This window comes from Pedobacter sp. Leaf250, from assembly GCF_920984735.1.
In the GTDB taxonomy this organism is placed as follows: Bacteria; Bacteroidota; Bacteroidia; order Sphingobacteriales; family Sphingobacteriaceae; genus Pedobacter.
This window is the reverse complement of record NZ_CAKLBU010000002.1, coordinates 189,258-215,752: the sequence shown is the minus strand read 5'-3', so window position 1 is coordinate 215,752 and position 26,495 is coordinate 189,258. Positions and strand designations below refer to the sequence as shown.

Annotated in this window: 18 protein-coding genes and 1 riboswitch; of the genes, 11 read left to right on the top strand and 7 right to left on the bottom strand. The window is 35.0% G+C overall.

Going from position 1 to position 26,495, the window contains the following annotated elements; genetic code table 11:
* Positions 1–58: 58 nt before the first annotated feature.
* Complete coding sequence (locus tag LUA91_RS02875) at positions 59–817, bottom strand: ROK family protein (RefSeq protein WP_231424446.1); 759 nt, start codon at positions 815–817, stop codon at positions 59–61.
* A gap of 163 nt (positions 818–980) precedes the next feature.
* Between LUA91_RS02875 and LUA91_RS02870 the strand changes: the two genes are divergently transcribed.
* The 7 genes from LUA91_RS02870 to LUA91_RS02840 all read left to right on the top strand — a co-directional run bounded on the left by LUA91_RS02870 (position 981) and on the right by LUA91_RS02840 (position 12,483).
* A complete protein-coding gene (locus LUA91_RS02870; RefSeq protein ID WP_231424445.1) occupies positions 981–2,204 on the top strand; it encodes a sterol desaturase family protein in 1,224 nt (407 codons plus the stop codon).
* A gap of 512 nt (positions 2,205–2,716) precedes the next feature.
* Complete coding sequence (locus LUA91_RS02865) at positions 2,717–6,052, top strand: SusC/RagA family TonB-linked outer membrane protein (RefSeq protein WP_231424444.1); 3,336 nt, start codon at positions 2,717–2,719, stop codon at positions 6,050–6,052.
* Between the two features lie 13 nt (positions 6,053–6,065).
* Entirely contained in the window at positions 6,066–7,643 is a 1,578-nt protein-coding gene (locus tag LUA91_RS02860) for a SusD/RagB family nutrient-binding outer membrane lipoprotein (protein ID WP_231424443.1), read from the top strand.
* A gap of 28 nt (positions 7,644–7,671) precedes the next feature.
* Positions 7,672–9,291: a DUF5689 domain-containing protein gene (locus LUA91_RS02855; RefSeq protein WP_231424442.1), complete on the top strand. Its 1,620-nt coding sequence runs from the start codon at positions 7,672–7,674 to the stop codon at positions 9,289–9,291.
* 124 nt (positions 9,292–9,415) lie between these two features.
* Complete coding sequence (locus LUA91_RS02850; RefSeq protein ID WP_231424441.1) at positions 9,416–10,828, top strand: calcineurin-like phosphoesterase family protein; 1,413 nt, start codon at positions 9,416–9,418, stop codon at positions 10,826–10,828.
* A 42-nt stretch (positions 10,829–10,870) separates the two neighbouring features.
* Positions 10,871–11,776, top strand: coding sequence for a glycerophosphodiester phosphodiesterase family protein (locus tag LUA91_RS02845; RefSeq protein ID WP_231424440.1), 906 nt, complete (start codon positions 10,871–10,873; stop codon positions 11,774–11,776).
* A 26-nt stretch (positions 11,777–11,802) separates the two neighbouring features.
* Positions 11,803–12,483 carry a GDSL-type esterase/lipase family protein gene (locus LUA91_RS02840; RefSeq protein WP_231424439.1) on the top strand — a complete coding sequence of 227 codons (681 nt, stop codon included), beginning with the start codon at positions 11,803–11,805 and terminating at the stop codon, positions 12,481–12,483.
* Positions 12,484–12,561: 78 nt separating this feature from the next.
* On the opposite strand, the gene LUA91_RS02835 is transcribed toward LUA91_RS02840, so the two are convergent.
* A complete protein-coding gene (locus LUA91_RS02835; protein WP_231424438.1) occupies positions 12,562–13,011 on the bottom strand; it encodes a hypothetical protein in 450 nt (149 codons plus the stop codon).
* Between the two features lie 77 nt (positions 13,012–13,088).
* Positions 13,089–13,865 (bottom strand): LexA family transcriptional regulator, encoded by a 777-nt coding sequence (locus tag LUA91_RS02830; protein WP_231424437.1) that lies wholly within the window; start codon positions 13,863–13,865, stop codon positions 13,089–13,091.
* 132 nt (positions 13,866–13,997) lie between these two features.
* Between LUA91_RS02830 and LUA91_RS02825 the strand changes: the two genes are divergently transcribed.
* Entirely contained in the window at positions 13,998–14,348 is a 351-nt protein-coding gene (locus LUA91_RS02825) for a GIY-YIG nuclease family protein (RefSeq protein ID WP_056849298.1), read from the top strand.
* A 56-nt stretch (positions 14,349–14,404) separates the two neighbouring features.
* On the opposite strand, the gene bla is transcribed toward LUA91_RS02825, so the two are convergent.
* The 3 genes from bla to LUA91_RS02810 form a co-directional block, all read right to left on the bottom strand.
* Positions 14,405–15,256 carry a subclass B3 metallo-beta-lactamase gene (gene bla / locus LUA91_RS02820; protein WP_231424436.1) on the bottom strand — a complete coding sequence of 284 codons (852 nt, stop codon included), beginning with the start codon at positions 15,254–15,256 and terminating at the stop codon, positions 14,405–14,407.
* A 39-nt stretch (positions 15,257–15,295) separates the two neighbouring features.
* A complete protein-coding gene (locus tag LUA91_RS02815) occupies positions 15,296–18,469 on the bottom strand; it encodes a basic secretory protein-like protein (RefSeq protein WP_231424435.1) in 3,174 nt (1,057 codons plus the stop codon).
* Between the two features lie 143 nt (positions 18,470–18,612).
* Positions 18,613–21,066 (bottom strand): transglycosylase domain-containing protein, encoded by a 2,454-nt coding sequence (locus tag LUA91_RS02810; protein WP_231424434.1) that lies wholly within the window; start codon positions 21,064–21,066, stop codon positions 18,613–18,615.
* Between the two features lie 141 nt (positions 21,067–21,207).
* Here LUA91_RS02810 and LUA91_RS02805 point away from each other — a divergent pair, with 141 nt between their 5' ends.
* Complete coding sequence (locus LUA91_RS02805; protein WP_231424433.1) at positions 21,208–22,086, top strand: polyphosphate kinase 2 family protein; 879 nt, start codon at positions 21,208–21,210, stop codon at positions 22,084–22,086.
* A gap of 63 nt (positions 22,087–22,149) precedes the next feature.
* Here the strand turns inward: LUA91_RS02805 and LUA91_RS02800 are convergent, their stop codons facing one another.
* Positions 22,150–23,421, bottom strand: coding sequence for a serine hydrolase (locus LUA91_RS02800; protein WP_231424432.1), 1,272 nt, complete (start codon positions 23,419–23,421; stop codon positions 22,150–22,152).
* An 85-nt stretch (positions 23,422–23,506) separates the two neighbouring features.
* Positions 23,507–23,695: riboswitch (cobalamin riboswitch) on the top strand.
* 96 nt (positions 23,696–23,791) lie between these two features.
* Here LUA91_RS02800 and LUA91_RS02795 point away from each other — a divergent pair.
* Positions 23,792–25,675, top strand: coding sequence for a TonB-dependent siderophore receptor (locus LUA91_RS02795; RefSeq protein ID WP_231424431.1), 1,884 nt, complete (start codon positions 23,792–23,794; stop codon positions 25,673–25,675).
* A gap of 103 nt (positions 25,676–25,778) precedes the next feature.
* Positions 25,779–26,369 (top strand): DUF6580 family putative transport protein, encoded by a 591-nt coding sequence (locus tag LUA91_RS02790; RefSeq protein WP_231424430.1) that lies wholly within the window; start codon positions 25,779–25,781, stop codon positions 26,367–26,369.
* The last annotated feature ends 126 nt before the right edge of the window (positions 26,370–26,495 follow it).

The window sequence follows — 26,495 nt, the reverse complement described above, 5'->3', positions numbered from 1 at the left end:
AATATAAGAGATGATGATGTTAAATGATTGTAATAAAAATATCCAATTAGTGTACAATTTACACTTTGGGTTCAACCGTAAATATATTGTATTTATCGGCTAATTTCCAAAGCTTGGCGCCACCTTTTATTCCATCTCTATTGGTTACGAGTTTAATATTATCATCCAATTTAAAATCTATTTGTTTAGAGTTACCGCCGCCAATGTAAAGAAAGTCGTAATTGAACACTGTTTTATAGGTTTCAATTACTTTTTTAAGGCGCTTGTTCCAACGTTCACCGCCAATTTTTTCGAAAGCTTTATTCCCAATATAATCATCATAATCTTCCTCTTTATTTAGTGGGAAATGGGCAAGCTCCAAGTGGGGCAATAGTTCGCCGTCAAATAGGAGGGCAGTTCCAAATCCGGTACCTACTGTAAAAACAATTTCGAAACCTTTACCATCAACCACTCCTAAACCTTGCTGATCGGCATCATTTACTAATCGTACAGGTTTGCCAAGCGCATTGGCAACACGTTGAGCCAAATCTACATCAGCCCATTTATTCTTCGCTAAATTAGGAGCAGTTTTAACAATCCCGTTTTTTACATAACCTGGAAAACCGATTGAAACCCTATTATATGTTGTAGGTATGGGTTTTATCAATTCTTCAATACCCGTAACAATATCCTTTGGCGTAGCACCTTCAGGCGTTTTGCTTTTCATATATTCTGAAAGCATGTTTCCATCCTCATCAAGCAATACTGTTTTAATACTGGTTCCGCCAATGTCTATCGATAGAATGTTTTTTTGATCGGTACTGTTTTTTGCTGCCATATCTATTTTATTATACTTTAACTGATTTTTACAAATTAATAGAATCAAAAAACATAAAACGAATAGAAAAGGATTTAATTGAAAATAGTAAACTACTAAATCTATGTAATTAGTAGAATATTATTAAGTTTGTAGCGTTAATTACGAAACAGATCCTACATATATGGGCTTAAACTATCTTGCATTTGCCATTCCAGCTTTCTTCCTTTTTGTATTTATAGAATATAAGATTGCCCAAAATCAAAAAAAAGCAAACGTTTTTAAATATGAAAGTACGGTAGCTAATTTTAGCATTGGTATAGCAGAGCGATTGTTAAATTTATTTATAGCCGCAAGCTTTTATCAGGTATACGATTTGGTATATCGCAACTATGCATTATTTGATATTTCATCTGCCTGGTACGTATGGGTTTTAATCTTGCTTGCAACTGATTTTGTGTGGTATTGGTACCATAGATTGGGGCACGAAATTAATTTCCTGTGGGCTGCACATATTGTTCATCACCAAAGTGAAGAATTCAATTTATCTGCAGCAGCAAGAATTACTACTTTTCAAGCCGTTTTCAGAAATGTTTTTTGGTGTGTACTGCCCTTTATAGGTTTTCATCCTACCATGATTATTACTATATTATTGGTGCATGGTGCTTATTCATTTTTTACCCATACGCAAATGGTGGGTAAATTGGGCTGGCTGGAAAATATTTTTATTACGCCATCACTTCATGGGGTACATCATGCAAGCGATGAAAAATATTTAGATAAGAATTATGGTGATGTATTTGTTTTTTGGGACAAGCTTTTCGGTACTTTCCAAAAGGAAGAAGAAGCACCGAAATATGGCTTAACGCATCCATTAAAAAGCTATAGTTTTTTATGGCAGCATTTTCATTATTATTTAGAAATAGGAGAGGCCTACAAAAGGGCAACAGGATTTAAAGCGAAATGGAATGCAATTTTCGGCAGCCCAGCTATGATGGACCAAAACATCAGGCCTATTTTAGAACGCAAGTTTCATCAAAACAAGGTAAAACAGAAATCGAATAAACATTTTAGGATTTATTTAAATATTCAGCTCATCACAGTAGTAGCCATGCTAACAGGTCTTACGCTATATTTTAATCAAATCGATACTTTAGGCCATACCGCTATTTTATTATTCATTTTAATCACCTTAATTAATATCGGCGCACTTTTGGAACAAAGAAAATGGATATACTATTTAGAGTGCTTTCGTTTAATATTAATTCTTGCTTATGTTTTCTACGTTTTAAATATTTTTAGCTTTGTTATTTTACCAATAGCCGTATTGATTACACTTGAGCGAACAATTTCTTTAAGTAAAATTTATATTAAATACGTATTCGCTTATCAAAATAGCAAAGTTTAATGTTTCTTTATCTTTCACTTATCGTGATACATGAATGTTACAATTGTGGTTTCATTTTATTTAAATTACTTTAATGAATATTTAATTGTATTTAAATAATTTAAATGTAACCACATTATTACATCTACCTAAACGTTTAAAATCATTAATTGGATTTCTTATTTTAAGGTTTTACGACCCTTTACAACAGCTAATTTAAGTTATTCAGCCTGCCTGAGTAATAAATTATTCTCCTCTTCATTTCCTTTCCATTATATTCGGTTGCCATTTAAAAAGACAATTTATTTCAGAATTTTACAAATTGTTTTTAGTTTCGATTTGTTTTGCTAAATTTATTTATCGAAACCATTAATAATGGCAAAACGAACAATTCGTAATTTTATGAGCGTTTCTTTTGTTTTCTTAATCGTTGCTTAACATATCCTTAATCTCCAAGGGCTTATTTTGCAACTATTCCGAAAGCGTAACTAAACGAAAATTACAAATTAAACAAGCTAATAACCGGATATAATATGAACAAACTTTTTACTAAAACTAGTTCCATGTTTTGGCATGGATCAAAAACTGTCGATGAAATCCCTAAGCATCTTCAGCATGATGAACAGAAGTCTTTTCTAGCAGTAGTGAGTCATTCCTTTTCATTTTACATCAAAATTTTTCTCTTGGGTATTTTCCTTTCTTCTAATTTAGGTGTATTTGCCCAGCAGCCTGCGCAGCGCTTTGTAATTAAAGGAAAAGTACTTGATGATGGAGATGGGCAACCACTAGTGGGTACAACAATTAGCGATGGTGCTAGAAAAGTTTTGGGCGTAACAAATGATAATGGAGATTTTTCGGTTACGCTTCAAGGTGCTGGTACAATTTCATTTAATATGGTTGGTTACACCGTTGTAAGCAGAAGCATTTCTGGAAACTTAAACGGACTTACCATTAGATTGAAATCATCAAATAGCCAACTAAATGAAGTTGTGGTTACCGCATTGGGTATCAAAAGAAATGAAAAAGCTTTAGGTTATGCTACCACTACTATTGATAGTACGCAATTAACAGAATCGGTGGCAACTAACTGGACTGATGCGCTTTCAGGTAAAGTAGCGGGTTTAAATTTAGTAAGATCAAATAGTGGCCCAGGTGGTTCAAACAAAATTATTTTACGTGGTGAAAACAACTTAACAGGTGATAACGAAGCTTTAGTTGTACTTGATGGAGTAGTAGTAAGTAGTAGTGGAGGTCGCCGTACTGCCGCTACATCTGGAGGGGTATACGGAACTGGAAGTGATAACATGCCAGCCGATTACGGAAGCACCATTAATGATATCAACCCGGAAGATATTGAAAGTGTAACGGTTTTAAAAGGCCCTGGTGCATCGGCATTATACGGTCAACGTGGTGCAAATGGAGCAATCATTATCACAACTAAATCGGGTAATTCTAAACGTAAATCAATAGGGATAAAGTTTACTTCAAATGGTTCATTTGAAGAGGTAAATCGTTGGCCTGATTTACAATATGAATATGGTCAGGGTTTGGATGGTGCTGCATATTATTCTTATGGTGCAAGTGCTGATGGCGCAAGTACAAGTGGAACAAGTTCTGCTTATGGACCAAGGTTCGACCCAAGTTTAAGCTTTTTTCAATATGATGGCAGCAGGCAAAATGTAGGCTTAACGCGTACGCCATGGGTGCCATATACCAATCAAATTAGAGAGTTTTTTAGTAAAGGCGAAAACTTAACCAACACTTTGAGTATTGACGGAAAATTAGGGAAAACAACAAATTTCCGTACATCGATATCTAATCAGAGCAATACTTGGATTATTCCACTTTCTGGCATAGAGCGTACCAATGCTTCATTGGCAATCAATTCTGATATTACAAAGAAGTTGAAGTTAGCGGCCAAAGTTAATTATGGTAACAGATATAGCGATAACTTACCTGGTAATGGTTACGGAAATCAATCCATTATGTATTGGTTCATCTTTTGGCAGCCAAATGCCGATTTGGAATCGATTAAAAACTACTGGGTTAACGGACAGGAAAACAGACAAATCAAATATCCTTATAGTTCTTTTCCCGAAAATCCTTACGCTGTAGTTAACGAATTTAAGAACAAGCAGCGCCGTAATAACATAACAGGAAGTCTTCAATTAAGCTACCAGTTTACAAAAGAATTGAGTTTATTGGTAAGATCGAGCATCGATTATGCTAAGCAGAAACAAATGCAGGAGCGTCCGTATGATGCTGGGAGTAAGTTGATTTTTGGTTCATATCGTGAGCAAAATAGCCATTCATCAGAAACAAACAGCGATTTCTTGATCAGATATGATAAAAAAGTAAGTAACGATTATAGCTTCAATCTATCAGCAGGTGGTAGTCAGTTAAGAAATAGATACGACAGATCAGACATTCGTGCTGATGGATTAAAAATTCCAAACATTTACGAACTTTCTAATAATTTATATCCGCTTTTATCAATTCCAGATACTTCTCGATTAAACATTAACAGTTTTTATGGGATCTTATCCAACAGTTATAAAGACTTCTTATTCTTGGATATCACTGCTCGTAAAGATTGGAATAGTGCATTGGCATCTGCAACAAGAACAGATAATGTAGGTTTCTTCTATCCATCAGCAAGTGCGAGTTTTGTATTATCTGAAATTGTAAAAATGCCAAAGTTTGTAAATATGGCTAAGTTCAGGTTCTCTGCTTCGCAGGTAGGTAGCGGAAGTTTAATTCCATACAGAACTGCATATACTTACGGACTTGCCTTTAGCGGATCTTATCCGGATAGTGCCCTGGCCAATCCAGGTTTATTAGCCAATAGTAATCTGAAACCTTTGAGAACCACCACTTATGAATTAGGTGCGGACATTAGGTTATTTAAAAACAGGTTAAATTTTGATTTTGCTGTTTATGCCGGTAAAACTAACGATCAGCATTTAACAAGGATTGTAGATAGGGCAACTGGTTACAACCAAATGTTAATCAACGCTGGTCAGGTGAATAATAGAGGTTTAGAAATTTCAGTAAATGGTAAACCTATTCAAAGTAGAAACGGTTTCAATTGGTCTGCATTTATGACCTTCTCAACCAACCAAAATAAAATTATCGACATGAATGGTGATAGTTCTGTAGTATTAAGAACCGGACCTGTAGCTGGCGGGCAAATTGTTGCCAAAGTTGGCGGTAGCATGGGCGATTTGTATGGTAGAGGATATGTTCGCGATCCGCAAGGAAATGTAGTGTTCGACGCTGTATCTGGTTTAGCAAAAATAACCAATGATGTGGTTTATTTAGGCAATACCATTCCTCGCTTTAAAGGTAGTATCGGAAATACATTCAGCTACAAAAATTTCAGCTTAAATGTATTGTTCGATGCTCAGATTGGTGCAGTAGCGCACTCATTATTAAATTATAAATTGGTAGAGCAAGGTAAACTGACTTCTACATTACCTGGTAGATATAGTGGAATTATAGGTAACGGTGTGGTTCAAAATCCAGATGGAACTTTCCGTAAAAATGATGTAATTGCAACTGATATTGATGAATATTATCGTTCAAATATGGGAGCTGATAACGCTGAAGGTAGTACTTTCAGTACCGATTTTATCAAATTTAGAGAGGCTGCCATTACTTACAAATTCGCTCCAAAATTCCTGAAGAAAATTGGTTTAAACACAGCTTCATTCGGGCTTTATGGACGTAACTTATTTATTTGGTCTCCATGGCCAATGTTCGATCCTGAATTTGGTACCATTAGCGGTTCGGATATCGTTCAGGGATTTGAAATTGGACAATTCCCATCAACCAGAAGTTATGGCTTTAATCTATCAATTGGAATATAACTCGAAAACAATCATGAAAAATAATATAAAAAAGCTTGTTATACTTTTAGTTGGCTCCAGCTTAACATTTAGCTCTTGTCAGAAAGATTTTATAGCAATTAATACAGACCCGATTAACATTATCGATACTACACCTGATAAATTGATGGCGCCAGCATTGGTTAATTCATTATCATTAGGCATGTTTCGCAATAGAAACTTCAGTAATGAATTGATGCAGGTTACTGTAAATCAAGATGATGGTGATGCAACGGTTTTCAGGTATCAGTACAGGCGTACATTTGCAGATTATCTTTACAATGGTTGGTATATCCAATTAACCAATTTTAAGGATATGTATACTAAAGCTTCAGAACCTTCAAAGCTAAATAAATCATATCAAGGTATTTCATTGGTGATGCAATCGTGGCTATATGCGAATTTAACTGATACTTATGGCGATATTCCTTTTACGGAATCGAATAAAGGTTCAGAAATTACAGAGCCTAAATTTAATACACAGAAGGATGTTTATCTGGGTATTTTCAAAATGCTGGAAGAAGCCAATACTTTGTTAAGTACAGGAACACCAATTGTTGCGATAAGCGATCCATTATTTAAAGGAGATGTAGCAAAATGGCGTAAATTTTCAAATTCATTATATTTAAGGTTACTGTTGAGGGTATCTAGAAAATCTGATGTTTCTGCACAGGTTATTGCTAAAATGAAAGAAATAGCAAATACCAATACCACTCAGTATCCAATTATATCGAACAATGGCGAGTCTGCAAGACTTCTGTGGAATGGCGGCATCAACGTATCCGATCCTTACACTTCACCATTGGTTAATGGTATTCGTGAACAGGATTACAGAGCACCTGCCATTGCAAGTTTCTTTATCGATAGATTAGTAGGATGGAAAGATCCACGAATTGATATTTCTGCCGCTAAAGGTTATGCAAATGCTGGAATCAACAGATGGGGGATTTCTCAAGGGCCCTCAGGTTTTGCAGGTGTACCAAGTGGATATATAGTTGGTGGAGGTGCGCCGAAACAATCATATTTTTATTCATTTGCACAAACGGTATCAAGTGTAGCATTAAATGCAAGATCATTACAAGCCAATCCGTTAACTGGTATTTTTATGAATTATGCAGAGGTGCAGCTCATATTAGCAGAAGCAGCTTTAAAAGGATATATCACCGGTTCGGCTGAAGCTTACTATAATACAGGCATAGCAAATTCAATTAATTATTGGGTGCCAAGTTTTACCACATCTACCACAGCAGCAGAATTTTTAGATTATATAAATGAGGCTGATATCGAGTGGGGAACTTATAATACTGGTCAGTTTGAAGATAAAATGGAACAAATACACATGCAAAAATACTATGCTTTGTTTATGGTAGATATGCAACAGTGGTACGAATATCGCCGAACAGGTCACCCTTATTTACCTAAAGGTCCTGGGCTTTCTAATGGTGGCGTTATGCCAGCTCGTATGACTTATCCTGTTTATATCCAGTCGACTAACCCAACAAATTATAAGTTGGCACTAGCCTCTATGGGTGGCGACGAAATTAGCACACAAGTATGGTGGCAAAAACCATAAGCGTTAAACAGTATTAAAAATTATCGACATGAAAAAAATTCTAATAAATAGCTTCATCTTATTTTCAATGGCCATTATTGGTTTTGGATGTAAAAAGCAAAATTATCCGGGCGGAGAGGTAAGCCCTTTTTTACCTATTTTTGATTTACGAGGCTTATATAAAGGAGCAGATATTACCCTTAATCCTGATAATATGTATGGCTCAAGTAGCATTTCTGCTGTTGTAGTTTCTGACCATTCTGGCAAAAACTTACCATCGGGTTTATTAATTGTACAAGATAAAAAACGTTTATCTCAACTAAGGGGTATTGCCATTCCACTAGGCGCAGATGCAGCTAAATATGTGCCTGGTGATTCTGTTGTCATTAATGTATCAGGCGGTATTCTTAGTCGCGTAGATGGAATACTTCAAATTAAAGGCATTGCTCCAACTGCTGTAAATCGTGTAGCGCAAAACAAACCAATTGCTAAAAATCGCGTTCCAAGTAGTTTTATTTTAGCTGATCCAAATAAATACGAAAGTACTTTGTTAGCCATCGTAAAAGGTGGTTTTGATCCGCTACCAACCCCAACAGATGTATTATCAGGAGACAAAACTTTAAATGATGGTTTTGCAAACATTACCTTACATACTGAAGCAACTGCCACTTTTGCCAATAATCCATTGCAATTTTCAGCAAATTACTATGGGATTTTGTTCAATAAAGTAAATTCATCAGGCAACCTGGTTCCCGAGCATCGCATGAGAACAGCTAGTGATGTGATCACGCTAAGTTCAACTCCAGAAATTCCTGATTTTATTATTTCAGGATGGATTCCTGATCCAAGGGGTACAAACGCCAATAATAATTATATTCAATTTATTGCTACCAGAGATATCAACTTCGCGGTAACCCCATTTTCTGTGGTAACTACTAACAATGCTGGTGCTTCAACACCTGCAGGTTTTCCAACCAATGGTTGGGCAACCGGAGGCTTGCGTACATATAAATTTAATTTAACAACTGGTACTGTTAGAAAGGGTGGTTATTTTTATGTAGGTGGAACAGGAAGAACGATAAACAGTACGGGTTCAACACCAATACCAACTGCACAATATATAAGAGGTATAAATTATTCTACAACTGCTGGAGACGGATTTGGTGCTATAACCAGTACATTATTAGCTAATAGTGGAAATGCCTATGGAATTGCTGCTTTTAGAGGTACAACTGTAACTGCTACTACAAGGCCAATTGATGTTGTATTTATCCACAACGGTGGTAGCTTATTTACTCCAGGACCGCCAGCTGTTGGTTATCTCATTGCAAATAATGATTTTTACGATGTATATGATCCATTAGAAGTTGACCCAGCAGATCCTAATAAAGGTTTTCAACCTTTTTATTTACAGGGTACAAATACCATAAGATTCAGTTATCACAACAATACAGTAGCCGATCTTGGTTGGTATTATAAAGCTGGAGGTATTTACAGTGTAACTTTAGGTAAATGGGTTAAAGCGAGAGATATGAAATACATTATTTTGCCGAAAGACAATTCGCCATCAAATATGTCGATAATTGAAGATGACAATATTGTTGTTAATACAAATGCGGCAGGTGTAGAAATTGGTAGAGATACCATTCCACCAACAAGAATTAGATAATATAAATCATAAATTATAGATGCCCAGGATTTAAAAATATTTTGGGCATCTTTTTAACCGCTCAATTAGCAAGTAAAGCACATGATGTTGATTGAGGTATTTATTTTCATCATCCCTAAATAAAATGAACAGAAGATCATTTATCCAAAAAACTGGATTACTTACTACAACGTTATTCGTTAGCTTAAAATCATATTCAGCATTTTCCTTTCTAGATTTAGACAATAAAGTCAGCGGGCGAGTAACCAGCAAAGGCAAAGGAATCGCAAATGTTGTAGTTTCGGATGGTTTTAATGTAATTCAAACCGATAAAAACGGGAAATATTCAATTGAGGTGAACCCTTTAGCTAAATTTATTTGGATTAGTACACCATCGGGATTTGAATTTACCACAGATAGTCACTTAGCTAAATATTACGAACAACTCAATGCAAAAACTGAATTAAATTTCGAGTTGAAAGCAATGAAGCAAAATGATAACCGCCACAATTTTATTATTTGGGCCGACCCACAGGTGAAAAATAAGAAGGATGTAGAGAAAATGATGACTACATCAGTTCCTGACACTAAAAAAGTAATCCAATCAATGGGAAATGTTCCGGTACATGGCATAACCGTTGGCGATATTGTATGGGATAATCATGAGTTATTTGCCGATTACAATATTGCGGTTAAAGAAATGGGTATTCCATTTTTTCAGTGTTTGGGCAATCATGATATGGATTACAGAATGGGTGGTGATGAAACGTCGGATAAAACTTTTCAGGAACATTATGGGCCAACCTATTATTCTTTCAATCGTGGCAAAGCGCATTATGTGGTTATGGATGATGTTCGCTATTTAGGCGAAGAGCGAAAATACGATGGCTTTATTTCTCAACAGCAATTAGATTGGTTGGCAAAAGATTTAAAATTTATTGCAAAAGATGCGCTCGTGATCATCAACCTTCATATTCCGGTTCATAATTCAGTAAAAAATAATACCGATCTATATGCTGTTTTAAATGGTTTTACCAATGTTCACATCATGTCTGGCCATACGCATTACACTCGAAATGTAATAACAGGTAATGTTTTTGAGCACAACCATGGTGCAGTATGTGGCGCCTGGTGGACAGGCCCTGTTTGCGAAGATGGAACGCCAAGAGGTTATGGCGTTTATGAAGTTGATGGTACCAATTTGAAATGGTATTACCAACCAACAGGCTTAAGCAGAAAAGAACAAGTTCATATTTATGTTGATGAATTGACCAATCAAAAAAGATTAATCGCCAATGTTTGGAACTGGGATCCGCAATGGAAAGTGGAATATTTTCTCGATGGAAAAGCAATGGGCGTAATGGAAAACCAAAAAGGTTACGATCCGCAAACTGTTACTTTGTATAAAGGTCCAACTTTGCCTGCCGGAAGAACTTTTCCCGAACCACATTCAACTGAACATTTATTTGTTGCACATTTTGCACCAACAGTAAAAACAGTTAAGGTTGTAGCTACAGACCGCTTTGGTGAAAAGTTCGAAGCTGAATTTAAAGGATAATAACATTTAATCGAGATAAATATTTTATTTAAATTAATCTATATGTATTTTAAAGCAGCAGTTACAGTTTTTTGCGTTGCACGTTTATCAGCGTCAGTTGGCTTTACGCAACAAGTCAAATTTCCAGCTTTTAGTGCTGAAGCACACCGGGGCGGGAGAGGTTTATATCCTGAAAATACCATTATGGCCATGTTGAAAACCATGAAAATTGATGGAATAACCACCTTGGAAATGGATACACACATTACAAAAGATGGAAATGTAGTAGTAACACATGATGATTATTTGAGTCCGGCATTTATGTTAACGCCAGATGGAAAAGAAATCCCCAAAGGTGATGCTAAGAAATATGTGATTTTTGGAATGAACTATGATGAATTGCGAAAATTTGATCTTGGTACAAAACCACATGAATTATTTCCTCAACAACAAAAATCAAAGGAATATATTCCACTGCTAGCCGATTTAATTGACTCTGTACAGTTGGATATTAAGAAAAACAAACGCAAACAATTTTTTTATAATATTGAAACAAAGTGCAATCCGAATGAAGATGGCATTACAAATCCAGTTCCTGAAACCTTTGTTAAATTATTAATGGATGTTATTGAAAAGAAAAAAATAACGCCTTATGTAGTTATTCAGTCTTTTGATAAAAGAACGATCCAGATTATTAATAAAAAATATCCTGAAGTAAAAACCTCCTTTTTGGTTGCCAATAAAAAAAGTTACGAAGAAAACATTGCAGATTTAGGCTATAAACCATTCATTTTAAGTCCGGTTTGGCAAATGGTTACCGAAGAAATGGTAACGAAGGCGCATAATGATGGTGTAAAAATTATTCCTTGGACCGCGAATACCGCTGAAGATATAAAAAAATTAAAAGCCTTAAAAGTTGATGGAATAATATCAGATTATCCGGATGTTTTAGTTCAAACTAACTTATAGTCTAACTTCTTCAAAGATCATTCTTTATGAAAAAAACCTTAATCGCATTATTTATTTTATCGTTTGCATGCTACAGCGATGTTTTTGCACAAACTGTAAAATGGGATAGCACTTACCGTCCGGGGAAATATGTTGAAATTGTAAACAAATTTCAAGCCGATACCAAATCAAAAAAAGATATTGTTTTTTTAGGGAATAGTATTACAGCTGGAACTGATTGGGCAAAATTGCTGGATCTACCACAAGCAAAAAATAGAGGTATATCTGGTGATATTACTTTTGGTGTACTTGATCGTTTGCAGGATATTATTGACGGCAAACCTGCTAAAATCTTTATTCTAATTGGAATCAATGATATTTCAAGGAATATTCCCGATAGTGTAATTTTAAGGAATTATAAATCAATGATTTCGAGAATTAGAAAAGGATCAAAAAGAACCCAGATTTATTTTAATACACTTTTGCCTGTAAATAGTTCTTTTGCAAAGTTTAAAAATCACTATGGTAAAGATGAGCACATTCTTTGGTTAAATGAAGAAATCAAAAGGTTTGCCGCGAAGAATGTAACAGTTATTGATTTATACTCAAACTTTACTGACCAGGATAAACATTTGAGAGCCGAATTAACCAAAGATGGATTGCATCTAATTCCTGAAGGATATAAAGTTTGGGCAGATTTCTTGAAAAAAACAGGCTACTTAAATTAATGTAATTTGTTTCAGATGTATAAAAAGAAAGCGACCAAATGATGAGTTTGGTCGCTTTTTAAATATCGAATATTTTTTTTATCCTTGAGTAGGTGGGTTAGAAACCACTGGTGGTTTTTCTCTTTTACCTTTGCCCATACCTTTTCTCATTCTATCACCTTTCTCTCTGGCTTCAGATCTTATCGCCTCCATCTTTGTTTTTTGTTCAGCTGTTAAAATGCCATCAATTTTAGCTTTTTGCGCTTGCATCGATTCTTTACGATCTTTCATTTTACCTTTCATATCGCCTTGATCAGCCGATCTCCATGTATCAATCTTTTTCGCATTTTCCAATTCTACTGCATAAATCTTAGTTTTTTGATCTGCTGTTAAACTAAGTTCTTTCTCTAATCTTGCCGTTGCTTTCTCTGCTCTTTGTTCAGCAGTCATTTTAGGCATTTGTTTTCTAACTCTTTTGGTCGTGTCTTGAGCAAATGCAGCAGTTAAACCCATCACTGCAATTGCTATTGTTAAAATTGCTTTTTTCATGTCTATTATTTTATGTGTTTGTTTTTTAATAGATATGAAATAGGGTCAACGGTTTAATCGCAATAAGTTAAAAAGTGTTAATTTTTATTTAGCTGAGAAATTGATTTCTGCATTTGCGACATCATTTGTGTTAACGTTTCCATCGTTGGATCAGGAGCAGGCTCTGGTAGAGATGTAGATATATATGCCTTGGCTTTCCAAATTTCCAAAATATCATCGGCTGCGATAGTGTATGGATCGTAAACTTTATTATCTGATATCAACTTTAGATCTTTATTTTCTTTGAAGCGATTGCCGGCTCTTTTGTAAACAACACCTTCATTTTTGCTAATCACGATATAAGTTTCGCCAGTTTTTACTTCATTCCAATTATCCAAGTACTCTCCAATAATTACGCTGCCTGGCTGAACTGGTAACATACTGTCGCCCATAATCTCAAAAGCTCTAAAAGTACCTTGCCTTAAAGCTGGAAGTGGAAGCTGGAATTTTGGCAGATCGCTAATATATTGAGGATCAGAGAAACCATTTAAATAACCAGCACTTGCTTTAACAGGAACCAATTCTATATTTTCTCTATCATTTTGATCAACAGAAATACTAAGTACTCTTAAGTTTGATCCAGAGCTTTTTGGTTTCGGTTTCCAGCTATCGCTAATCTTTTCATTGATAAATTCATCAATAGTCAGATCAAAATATTCAGCTATTTTTTTTAGTAAATCATATTTGGGTTCTGCCCGGTCTTCTTCATAAGCTCCAATTAATGATCGCTTAATTTCCATGATATCAGCAAAATTCTGCTGCGTATGGCCTTTTTTCTTCCTGAGGTACTTTAAATTATTTGAAATATTCGACATAAAAATAAATTTTAAAATAAATTTGGAATTACTAAAATAGTTAGTAATTTTATGCTCATAAAGTTAGTAATATTATTTTGATTTGCAAGAGGGTATACTAAATAGTTTAGTTTTAATTTATAATCCGTTATTATGAAAAAGTTTGTTTACATCGTTACCGACAGAAACCGCACCAGCATGCATGTAGGCATGAGTTCAGATTTAATTAAAACTTTGGATTTTTATAAGCAGATGCCAAATTTATTCTTCGATAATGGAAAGCAATTAACGCGTTTGGTTTACTTTGAAGAGTTTAAAACCGAGCCACAAGCATTGGCTAGGTTTAAAGTAATTAGTCGATTTACCCGCATGCAAAAAGAAAGATTGGTAAGATCTTGTAATCCTGACTGGATCGATTTAACTATAGGTTTGGATTTCGAAAATATATTATTGCATAGAAATATGACTAACCAGGTTAAACTTGCATTTACAAGTTTATCATAAAAATTATTGAAATTTTAAAATAGCACTTAAAAACTTAACCATTCGGTGCAGGCCTATTATTTAATCTTTTGAAGGAAAGCATTTTCTAAATTACTAAGACTTTTAAAGTAAGCTTCTTTATCCGAAAATAATTTTGGGTTATAAGGAGCTCCAGGTTTGCGTTTTTCGTGTAAGTTAAATTGACTAGCATGAGAGGCAACCCATAAATCGAAATTGATATTTTTCATCGCTTTAAACGTGTTGGCATAGTCGTTTTGAATGCTTGGATAATCTTTCACTTCAGAAAATTTTCTGTCGATAATGATCGATGGAAGATTTGCGATTAAAACTTTATAGGTTTGCTTGCTATCTTTTGTGTCAAAGATAAAACTGCAAGAACCTTTGGTATGCCCGGGATGATGAAGCATGGTAAGTGTAACGTTGCCTAAACTTATTTTCTCGTTATTTTTTAATAGATGATCGGGTTTAATAGGCTTAAAAGTTACCCCATATTTTCCCATTTCATAATCAGATTTTCCTCCAGAAATAATTGCGTCAGCATCTTTTTCATCAACATAAAGTTTTGCACCTGTTTCGCCTTTAATATCGGCCATAGCACCCAAATGATCAAAATGGGCTTGGGTAAGCAATAAAATTTTTATTGCTTTATAATTAAATCCTAGCGTTTTAATGTTCTCTTTAATAATAGGAAGAGAATTCGCTAAACCTGTATTGATTAATATGTTACCCTTGTGGGTCACAATTAAATAAGCGGCAAGATCATAAGTGCCCACATAATAAAGGTTTCCTGCAATTCTGAATGGTTCTGTTTTTTCCGACCACTCTTTAGGATTATTTTTTGGTTCGTTTACCTGTGCAAACAATCCTAAGCTACATAATGTGAGTAGTAAGAATACAATATTTTTCATTTTGTATATTCAATCAAATAACAATTTATCATTCACCGATTACCAGCCTGGAGCGAAAGTTAAACCAAAAACACCTGCTTTAACATCCTTACGCTGGAAAGGAATTGCATAATAAGGCTCTAAAACAAAATAGCCAAATACATTTACCCTTAACGATATACCCACACTCATGGCTGGTACGCGTTCATTTGTAGCTTTATAGGTAACCTGATTACCTTTACTATCTACAACAGGAACCCCATTAGCATCTCTAACTACTTCAGTTGTATAAGTTGGCTCACTTTTAAATTTAACCTTGGTATCATTTGTCCATGCTAAACCTGCATCAAAAAACAAATTTAAATCGCTAAATAACAATCCAGATGGAATAGCAGCCAATTTCTTCGGACCAGTAAAAGGTAATCGCAACTCAAAATTAAAAACCGCTATTTTACTTCCCGTTAGTTGGTTAATATCAAACGATTCTGAAGATTGAGCAGAAGTTGTTTTATAGATTGAATTAGATTCGTAACCTCTAATTAAATATGGATAACCAACATACATTGGATATAAACGATCGGCATCTTTTCCAATTCTGAAAGTATTATAAGACCTTGCTGCGATAGTTACTGGTTTTAACCGCCAATATTTCCTTAAATCCGCAGTAGCACCAGCAAAATTATATGTTCCGAAATATTTCTCTCCACTAACACGATATCTAAAACCATCCAATGGTCCTGTTAAACCAAATATGGAGTTATCGCCCACGAAGCCTGCATTTAGTTGGTAAAGTGTAAATGAATTAAAGGGCACACCATAATCTAAAGTAGCCTGCTCATTATCAAGTCTTTTTCTATCTGATCCAATATAGTTACCTGCAGTATTATAATAATTGCTGTAACGATCAATTCTATAACTATATCTCGAAAATGCACCACCAAGTTCAAATCGATGGATCTTACTGAAAGGGTAGGCCCCGAAAAGTTGAACTTGATCTTCGAAAGTTCTGATGATATCGGTTCTCTCGTTCAGTGCATCAATTGTAGTATTATTATCGGCAGGCAGCTTTTCATATCCATAAGAACTGAAACCAGAAACATATGGTATGTGTGAAATCGCTGCACCCCAATTAATTCTGCTTTTCTGGTTAATGTAACCAACTAAACCTCCTGCATCGTAAATTTCTCCGTTTACAGATATGTTGGCAATAATTTGATTGGTTCCTAAAATATCGCTAAACATACCAACAATTCCTCCAGAAACGCCGGCTCCAAATCGACTGGTAGATACACCGACGCCACTATTTGCTAAATAATCGAGTTTGAATTTCGGCCGGTAAGCAACCGTTTTTATTGAATCGGCTACGATTTTCTCAAACCTATCAAAATTATTTAGGTTAGAATTGATGATGTTTACGCCATAATTTTCCATTGGAGGTAAAATGGCTGCATCGAAATTCTCTTCCTGGTTGCCAATTCTTTTCTCTTTAAAACTGCTTAATTTTGCATTGTAAAGTGTGTAGCGTTGATAGCGATAATAACTGTAAACGATATCATCAGTATTTGAAACTGAAATCGCGGGCGAAAATTCTGTAATACCGCTAATCCCGGTAAAATAATCGGTTAATTGATCTACTGAATTATCTGCAAAATTATATTTATACAAATTTCTAAATCCATCTCTATTTGATAAAAAATATATTTTCTGACTATCAGACGAGAATTGTGCATTTAAATTATTTGCTCCTGGAAAAACATCGAGGTTATTTACAGTTTTAGATATAATGTCGTAAATAGCCAAATTGATTGGCAAAACTGCATTGATATTTTTATTCTGTATGGCAGCTCTATCAGATGAGAAAACTATTTTTTTACCATCAGGAGAGAAGCTTGGTGCGTAATCTGAATAAACATCTTTGGTAATTTGTGTAATTACCTTTGTGTCTAAATTGTACGAGAAAATGTCACTCTGGCCTTCAACCATACCTGAAAATGCAATGTCTTTTCCATTTGGCGACCAAGTTAGGTTTCCAAACTGCTGTACCTGATCCATTGCCGTTTGTGAAACTGTACTTCCGTTTGCCACATTTATAATCATCATTTGGTTTTTACCATGACTAAATATGCTAAAGGCAAACTGTTTGCTATCTGGCGACCATGCACCTGCAGATTCTATAAAGTTAAAATCATCGATATGTCCGTTGGAAATTTGGCTGGTGAGCTTTCGAATAATACGACCTGTTTTGGCATCGGCAAGAAATAAATCGATGCCGAACAAATCCTTTTCAGACATGAAAGCAACATATTTTCCATCGGGGCTGATGGCAGGAGCCACGTTCATGTTTCCTGCATTTTTATTATCGATGATTTTTGTTCCTGTGATCTTTATTTGCGAACTATCAGCTTTAAGCATTGGTTTGTAATGCGCATCGATGGAGTTTTTCCATAAACCAGATAAGGTTTTGTCATCATAGCCAAATGTATACCTGATTGCATTTTCATACCCATATTTAGCTGTGTTTTTAAACAATGGAACAATGGTCGTATCACCATATTGTGAACCAATATAAGTCCAGAATGCTTGTCCATAGCGATAAGGAAAGTATTTATTTGAATTTGTAAGATCCTTTAATGATGGAATATCCCGGTTCAGCATCGCATCACGCATCCACATGGAAGTAAAGGCATCTTTTTTACCGATAGATAGATATTCTGCCATCCCTTCAACCATCCAAAGTGGCGTTTGGCCAACATTTTCTAAACTGATAGAATCTTTCTCCAATAGAATATGGTACTGAAATGCGTGAACCAACTCATGACCTAAAACGTGGCGAGTTTGGCTATTCAACTCCATAACAGGCATAATTACCCGATTTTTTAAAGCTTCGGTAACGCCACCAGTCCCAATTCCAATTTCTCCTTGCAGTGCAGTAGTTTGCTGAAAATCAGGGTGATTATTGTATAAGATGATTGGATTTTTAGTTAAAAATGTATCCCTGAAAACTTCCTGGTGCATTTTATACCAGGTTTCTGCATCCTGAGAAAAACGCTTTAGCATATTTTCGTTTTTCAGATAATAATAAATCTCAAAATGTGGTGTTTGCAGAACCTTAAAATCAAGCTTTTTATATCTTACTTTATTTTGCCCGAAGTACTGAGCCTTTGCGGAAAAAGAAAACATAAGCAAAAGCAATACTGGAATATACTGCTTCATATAAGTAGTGCTTATTTTCATAAATGTGTGTTTTTTGGTTATTCAATAATTACTCGATGAAGAGCTATTTTGGAAATAAAAATAGTAATACTTTAAATTACAATCAGGAATTTAACAGTTTTTAAAGGTGTTAAAACAACTTAGATAATTAATAGCGATATTGATTAATTCCCACCATTCTCATTTTTCTTCTTTTCACGTTCTTCTTGTCGTTGCTTCCTCCGCAATTCTCGCTCTTCTTTTTTAGTAAGTGGGGCCGTTGTAGCAGGTTGGTTTTGCACAGGATCTGGTTTCTTCTCATCCTTTTTAACTTCTTGTTCGGTAGGTGTAACTGGTTGCGCAACCTCCGGAGTTTCAGTCGGACTAAAATCAGTAGAATCTACTTCCACGCTATCTGTTGAAGTGGTATCACGAACATATTGCGGACTAGGGCAGTTATAAGTTCTGGTAATTTCAACTGTTGCTTTTGGAAAAGGACCATAAGTGTAACCACTTGAGGGATCCATGTAAACCTTGTCCATAAATTTAGCAAAAATCGGTAAGGCAGTTCTCGAACCTTCGCCTTGTTCGCCATTTTTGAAGTGAGCAGTTCTTTCATCACAGCCAACCCAAACACCTGTTACCAAATCTTTAGTTAAGCCCATATACCAGGCATCAACGTAGTCTGACGAAGTTCCGGTTTTACCGCCAATCTGGTTATTTTTCTTAAATAAATTTGGCCATTCCCATAACGCTTGCGAGGTGCCTCTCGGCTCTTCCATACCACCACGGAACATGTAAGTCATTAACCAGGCAATTTCTTCAGATAAAACTCTTTTCGTTTTGGGTTTAAATTCCTCTATGATGTTATTATCCAGATCGGTAATTTTTTCCACCAAAATCGGATCGGTTTTAATTCCTTTGTTCATGAAAGTGGAATATGCTTTAACCATTTCATAAACACTAACATCATTTGAACCTAAACTAACTGATGGTACAGATTCCAGATGACTATCAATACCGCATTCATGAGCATACTTCACTACATTATCCCATCCCACTTTTTCGGTTACTTGTGCCGTAATGGTGTTTACTGATCTGGCCATTGCCCAACGCAAACTCATTTCCTGGTAGGTTACACTATAATCGGCATTTTTTGGCTCCCAATATTTGGTCTCACCTTTATCTTGGTAGGCAATTTTAACAGGCTTATCTGTAAATTTATCGCATGGACTCATTCCTTGCTCTAATGCAGTTAAATAGGCAAATGGTTTAAATGTAGATCCAGCCTGGCGTTTAGCCTGATTAACATGGTCATATTTAAAGAACTTGTGGTCGATACCACCCACCCAAACTTTAATTTTTCCACTGGCAGGTTCCATCGTCATCATACCCGTATTTAATATTTTTCCGTAATAACGGATGGAATCTAAAGTTGAAAATAAAGTATCTCGATCGCCTTTATAAGTAAAGATTTGCATCCTTTTCTTCTTATTGAAATAAGCCGCAACCGAATCTGGTTGATTTGGAAATTTCTTTTGAAGCATTGCATAAATCGGAAGGTTCTTCATTGCCCGATCTGGATAATCAACCTTCTTTTTTTCAGAATCATACCAAGGGTCTTCATTTCCCCAAACACTATAAAATCTGCGTTGTAAAGTTTTCATTTGTTCGGCAACCGCTTCCTCGGCATATTTTTGCAATTTAGAATCGATGGTGGTGTAAATCTTTAAACCGTCTTCATTTAAATCATAGCCATTTTCAGTACACCATTTTTCTAAGTATTTCGAAACAGCAGCACGTAAATAAGAATCGCCATCGCTGCCATCTTCCATTTTACCTTCTTTAAGTTTGATGGGTTCTTTGGAAAGTATGGCCAAACTATCTTTGCTTAACTTGTTGTTCTTATTCATTTGGCTCAATACCACATTTCTGCGGATCAAAGCCTTCTCTGGATTTTTGGTAGGGTTGTACAGACTGGTACCTTTTAACATTCCAACCAGCATGGCAGCATCGGTTGTTGCTAAATCTTTAGTTTCCTTATCAAAATAAATACGTGCTGCTGTTTTAATTCCGTAAGTATTATTTCCGAAAGAAACCGTGTTTAGATACATCGTAATGATATCATTCTTTGAATAGTTCGATTCCAGTTTTACAGCAGTTAACCACTCTTTAAGCTTTACGATTAAAGTTCTCACCAAAGGGATTTTGACTAAGAAACCTTGCGATTTATTGTATCTGGTTCGGTATAAATTTTTTGCCAATTGTTGCGTAATGGTACTGGCACCACCATCTTTACCTAATCCAACTACAGCACGCCCAACGGCTTGTGCATCAATACCCCAATGTTTATAAAAACGGACATCCTCTGTAGCTACCAAAGCATTGATTACACTTGGGGCAATATCTCCAAAACTAACTGGAGTACGGTTTTCTTTAAAATATCGGCCAATTAGTTTTCCATCGGAAGTATATAATTCAGAACCAACACGTAAAGTAGGTGTTTTAATGTCACGATAACTTGGTGAGTAACCAAATAACCATAAAAAATTCAGTTGGAGAGCCGAAAAGAAAATAATTATAAAGAATATAAAGATTGTAAAATAACGTAAGTACTTGTTTTTTATCTCTTTGAACATATTGAATGGGCTGATAATTTGGTAAATGCCGTGGCGATAAATATAAAAAACTCTCTATGCAAATTAACGTTTTTAATTTACTAAATTTTTAGTACTATATTTAAATCATTGATGCTGCAATATTCTAAAACTTAATAAAAAATGAAAAACGAATTTAAGGAGCTTATTATACAAGGAGATAAAAAATTTACAATTAAAGGGGCAAAAACTGATTTTACCGGGGGATATAATAAAGAAAAAGCCAAAGATGCGTTGGTAAAATCTAAAATTGAAGTGAATCATTTACAGGAAAAATTATACGCATCAGCAACGCATTCACTGTTAATTATTTTTCAGGCAATGGATGCTGCCGGAAAAGATAGTGCCATTGAACATGTTATGAGTGGATTAAATCCACAAGGATGCCAGGTTTTTAGTTTTAAAGTTCCAACATCAGAAGAATATAAACATGATTTTTTATGGCGACATGTAAAAGCCTTGCCCGAACGTGGACGAATCGGAATCCATAATCGTTCGCATTATGAAAATGTATTGGTATGTAAGGTTCATCCTGAATACATTTTAAGTGAAAGCATACCCGGATTTGATGAAGTAAAAAAAATCAATAAAAACTTCTGGAAGCAGCGCTATGAAAGTATTAGAAATTTTGAAGAACATTTGTGTGCAAACGGAACCGTGGTGCTCAAGTTTTTTTTAAATGTAAGCAAAGACGAACAAAAGCAACGTTTTTTAGATAGGATAGAAGATCCTACTAAAAACTGGAAATTCTCTTCGGGTGATATAAAAGAAAGAGCGCTCTGGGATGATTATATGAAAGCTTACGAAGATGCCATTAATGAAACCAGTACGAAAGAATCTCCCTGGCATATTATCCCGGCAGATAAAAAGTGGTTTGCCAGATTGGCCATTAGCGAAATCATAGCTGACAAACTAAAAAGCTTGAATATTAAATTTCCTGTTTTGGATGAAATTGAGCAAGGAAAGTTAGCAGAAACTAAAACAGCATTACTAAGCGAATAACGTTACCCACTCCAAATGTTAATCCGAATACATTCTTCTATGGTTCATTTGGAGTGTCCCACTTTAATCTTTAGCTAAACACATTTCATCATTACCTGTAATCATTTTAAATTTAGATAGATCGGGTTTTTGCTTTTTGCGATTTAATTCAAGTTCATAGATCATCCTACCCAAATTTTTCATAAACGGAAAACACACCGTTTCGTATTCATATTTATTATCATTAAAAATGCCATCTTCATTACTTTGAATTACAGCAGTTAGCAGGTATTCGACTCCATTTTTAAAATCAACAAAATAGGAGTTATCAATGATATAACCATAACTGTCTCCGTATTTATTAAAAATCCTGATGTTTGGATCTAATGTTACGTTTTTCTCTCGTCCATAATAAAGCATTTTTGCATAGGTTGGCCAAAATTCTTTCAGATCATATTTTGGAAAATTACTCTCCGTTGGATATTTACTCATGTACGTGTAAATCAACTGATAATCCAATGGTGTCAAATCAAATCTTTCTTTTGCTGGAAAGGCTTCGGGAAACATCAGTTTCTGCATAAGATGATGCTGATCATTAATGGCAAAAGCATTTTTGTTGGCTAAACTAAAAGGTTTGTTCACTAATCGATCTGCACTATCTAAATAACCTTTTCCCATAACCAGATTCGTTAACTGCAATTCATATTCTTTTGGATCATATTGGGCTTTTTGATCATAAACTAATTGCTTATTGTTGTAAAAATGAATAGGATTGGTATGCTTGGCGCTTTCTCCTGCGTCACCAATTGCCAACCTGTTTAAGATACGACTGTCGATAAAGCCATATTTTTTTAGCTTCTGATTTATTTCAGCTCGCCCGATAAACTCAAATAAGCGGTTAAAAGCATCGTTATCGCTGGTAAGTAAAATCTTTTTAATATAATGCTCAATAGATGGGAGACCATTTTCTGCACTGGTATCTTTTAAAACTTTGGTTTGACCACGAAAGGTACTATCGGTAATCATAGCGCTTTTAGTCGTAAGCCCTGTACTTTTTAATTGGTTCACTTTTTCCAAAGCAAAAATAACTGCAGCCAATTTAACCGTACTGGCCGGATAAAAATAATGGTGCGGGTTTAAATTAAAACTATAACTTTTAAACTTCGGTTTGTTTTTGGCATCACGGGTAATCTGTGTATATAAAATTTGAACTTGATTTTTATCTGGATGATTAAGAACTGTACTGAAAAATTCAGGCTTCGATTCCATTAGCTTTTTTAAAAAAGTTGTGTCGGTTTTTTGCGCCATTGTAGCAATTGTGTTCATTAAAAAAATGATCAAAAGGAGGGTTCTCATTGGTTTAGATTTGATATTTAAAGTTAAACTTTTCAATCAAAAGAGCGGTTTTCCATCATCCATTTTACAACTTGTTTAATTTTGCTAGCTTTGCCCCGCTTTTGGTTTCTGTGCTGCCACAGAATTAAAAGGGAATTTGGTGTAAATCCAAAACTGTCCCGCAGCTGTAAACTCTGTAATGATTTTTATTTCGATGCCACTTTTTCAATATTGAAATGGGAAGGCTAAAAATCAGGAGTGAGTCAGAAGACCTGCCTTCAGCATATAATTTCATAGCTTTCGGGGATTGAAGCTTGGATTGAGGTACTTATCGATTTTGTATTTTCATTTCCTTTTCTATCTGCTGGCTGTGGGCAAAACTCACAATCAAATGAACAAAACTAAAATTTTAATTGCTGCAGGTTTAGGCCTTGGGCAGATCGTAATTGGCCAATCGGCAAATGCACAAGACACTTTGAAACTGAAAGATGTTGTAATTTCAGCTACCAAGAACGATCAAAAACAATCACAAACTGGTAAAGTAGTAAGCATTATCAGCCGTGAGACATTGGAGCGCAGTCATGGTAAATCGTTGCCAGAACTTATCAGTGAACAAGCCGGTATTATCGTAGCCGGATCGGGAAGTAATCCAGGCGCCAATAAATCTGTGTTTTTCCGTGGTGCAGGAAGTGCCTACGCCGTTGTGCTGATTGACGGTATCGTCCAAAATGATCCTTCAGGAAATGGTGGCGCATTTGATCTTCGTTTATTTGCAATTGATCAAATCGATCACATTGAAATTTTAAGGGGAGGCCAATCGACCATTTACGGTTCTGATGCGATTGCTGGTGTAATCAATATCATTACGAAAAAAGGTGGTCCGAAAGGCAATACGATCTATGGCGTAGCAAGTGCGGGCAGTTATGAAACTTATAAGGGTACAATTGGCCTAAATGGTAGTGTTGATGCATTTACTTATAATATCAACTATACCCATCATAAAACCGATGGAATATCTGAAGCGGCAAATCCAGTTGGAAACAATACTGAATTTGATAAAGATGGTTTTAAAACAGACGGTGTAAATGCCAATTTTGGAGTAAAACTAGATCAGCACTTTTCCATAAATCCTTTTATTAGGTATTTTGAAGGCGATTACAAAATAGATGAAGGTGCATTTACTGATGGCATCGCTGCAAACCATTCAGTGCTCAAAAATTTTAGCACTGGTATAAATTCAAAATATGAATTTGGTACAGGTAAAATCAATTTAAATTATAGTTATCAAAGCAACTCGAATAATACTTTAAGCAGTTTCGATGGTTTTCCTTACGAAAGTAAAGGTGCTGGAAGAATTAGTTTGCTCGATTTATTTTATAATCAAAAGCTAGGAAACAATCTTGATTTATTGGTAGGAATAGACAACAGGGTGATGAAACTTTCGGCTGGCGCAAATAAACCTGAGAGTAATATTTTTGCAGCTTACGGATCATTGTTTCTGCATGATTTAAGTGTTTTCAATTTAGAGGTTGGAGGACGTTATAATAAACATGAACAATATGGAGAAAACTACACTTACACCATTACACCCAGTATCAATGTAATTAAAGAATTAAAATTATTCGGTACAGTTTCAACAGCATTCAAAATCCCAACGTTGAACATGTTGTTTGGTCAATACGGTGCCAATTTAAATCTCAAGCCAGAGAAATCGCAAAATTATGAAGCCGGTTTTAGTTTGAGTTTATTGGAAGATAAGTTCTCATTACGTGGTGCAGCATTTAAACGCGATTTAAAAGACGCCATTATTTACGACTTTGCTGTTGGTTACATCAACCAGGAAAGTCAAAAAGTGAAAGGTTTTGAAATTGAGCCTGCATTCAAAGTTTGGAAACTAACTTTTAACGGTTATTATGCATACACAGAAGGAAATGAATATAATAGTGTAAATAACAAAGTTGAAGATTTCCTTTTCAGAAGACCGAAACATGTTTTTGGAATTACTACAGGAATCCAGGCTACAGATAATTTATTTGTTAATGCTAATTTCAGGAATTTTGGTTCACGTACTGACGGTAATTTTACCGATTATGTTGTTGAAACATTGCCTGGCTATAAACTGCTAAATGCCTATGCAGAATATGCTGTTGCGAAGAAACGTGTTAAAATTTTCTTTGATGCTAAAAATATCCTAAATGAAAAGTACAATGAAATCATTGGATATAATACTATGGGTTTCAATTTTAATACAGGTGTTAGTTTTAATATCCGCTAATAAAAATTTACCTTTGCATAAAGGTTAGTGGTGTTTTTATAAATGAACTATCTTACTACTAAGCACTATACAATTTATACTAACTACTATATACTTATAATATATGTCTAACTTAAAATTTAATCCGCGTAACCTCATTCTTCTATTAATGATATTGGTTATAACATTATTTCGATTATTAGTTACTTTTAATTCAGATGAGTTGCAATTTGCTAATTTTTCAAGTATTGGGGCAGTGGCACTCTTCGGTGGCGCTTACTTTAAAGATCATATCAAGGCCTTTGCTTTTCCGTTGGTAAGTTTATTTTTAAGCGATTTTATTTTAGCCAGTACAATTTTTAGTAAGTATAGCAATGGAATTTTATACGATGGCTGGTATTGGACTTACCTTGCCTTTGCTTTGATGGTTCTGGTTGGAAGAGTTTTACTAAGAAAAATTAATGTAGTAAGCTTGCTGGCATCAACTTTAACTATCGTTTTTATCCATTGGATTGTAACCGATTTTGGAGTATGGTTTCAAAACCCTTCATATACGCAAGATATTGCTGGCTTTTGGTTATGCTTAGAAAGAGCAATTCCATTTGAGATAAGATTTTTAGAAGGAACTTTAATTTATGGTACAATTCTTTTCGGAGCATTCGAAATATTAAAGTCTAAGTATCCAGTATTGAAACTCCAAACTCAAAATGCTTAAGATTTTTAAATAATACATTCAATCCTCTTTTGACCTGCTTCAAAAGAGGATTTTTTTTAACTTTATGTTTTTCAGACTGGAATTACTCCATATGAAAAATATCGTCCATTTTCTACTATAACATCT

Bases quoted from the DNA above. Each gene is read 5' to 3' on its own strand.
- LUA91_RS02815 (WP_231424435.1), bottom strand. From the start codon at position 18,469: ATGAAAATAAGCACTACTTATATGAAGCAGTATATTCCAGTATTGCTT.
- LUA91_RS02860 (WP_231424443.1), top strand. From the start codon at position 6,066: ATGAAAAATAATATAAAAAAGCTTGTTATACTTTTAGTTGGCTCCAGC.
- LUA91_RS02810 (WP_231424434.1), bottom strand. From the start codon at position 21,066: ATGTTCAAAGAGATAAAAAACAAGTACTTACGTTATTTTACAATCTTT.
- LUA91_RS02795 (WP_231424431.1), top strand. From the start codon at position 23,792: ATGAACAAAACTAAAATTTTAATTGCTGCAGGTTTAGGCCTTGGGCAG.
- LUA91_RS02830 (WP_231424437.1), bottom strand. From the start codon at position 13,865: ATGTCGAATATTTCAAATAATTTAAAGTACCTCAGGAAGAAAAAAGGC.
- LUA91_RS02875 (WP_231424446.1), bottom strand. From the start codon at position 817: ATGGCAGCAAAAAACAGTACCGATCAAAAAAACATTCTATCGATAGAC.
- LUA91_RS02865 (WP_231424444.1), top strand. From the start codon at position 2,717: ATGAACAAACTTTTTACTAAAACTAGTTCCATGTTTTGGCATGGATCA.
- LUA91_RS02850 (WP_231424441.1), top strand. From the start codon at position 9,416: ATGAACAGAAGATCATTTATCCAAAAAACTGGATTACTTACTACAACG.
- LUA91_RS02840 (WP_231424439.1), top strand. From the start codon at position 11,803: ATGAAAAAAACCTTAATCGCATTATTTATTTTATCGTTTGCATGCTAC.
- LUA91_RS02790 (WP_231424430.1), top strand. From the start codon at position 25,779: ATGTCTAACTTAAAATTTAATCCGCGTAACCTCATTCTTCTATTAATG.
- LUA91_RS02835 (WP_231424438.1), bottom strand. From the start codon at position 13,011: ATGAAAAAAGCAATTTTAACAATAGCAATTGCAGTGATGGGTTTAACT.
- LUA91_RS02845 (WP_231424440.1), top strand. From the start codon at position 10,871: ATGTATTTTAAAGCAGCAGTTACAGTTTTTTGCGTTGCACGTTTATCA.
- LUA91_RS02870 (WP_231424445.1), top strand. From the start codon at position 981: ATGGGCTTAAACTATCTTGCATTTGCCATTCCAGCTTTCTTCCTTTTT.
- LUA91_RS02825 (WP_056849298.1), top strand. From the start codon at position 13,998: ATGAAAAAGTTTGTTTACATCGTTACCGACAGAAACCGCACCAGCATG.
- LUA91_RS02855 (WP_231424442.1), top strand. From the start codon at position 7,672: ATGAAAAAAATTCTAATAAATAGCTTCATCTTATTTTCAATGGCCATT.
- bla (WP_231424436.1), bottom strand. From the start codon at position 15,256: ATGAAAAATATTGTATTCTTACTACTCACATTATGTAGCTTAGGATTG.
- LUA91_RS02805 (WP_231424433.1), top strand. From the start codon at position 21,208: ATGAAAAACGAATTTAAGGAGCTTATTATACAAGGAGATAAAAAATTT.
- LUA91_RS02800 (WP_231424432.1), bottom strand. From the start codon at position 23,421: ATGAGAACCCTCCTTTTGATCATTTTTTTAATGAACACAATTGCTACA.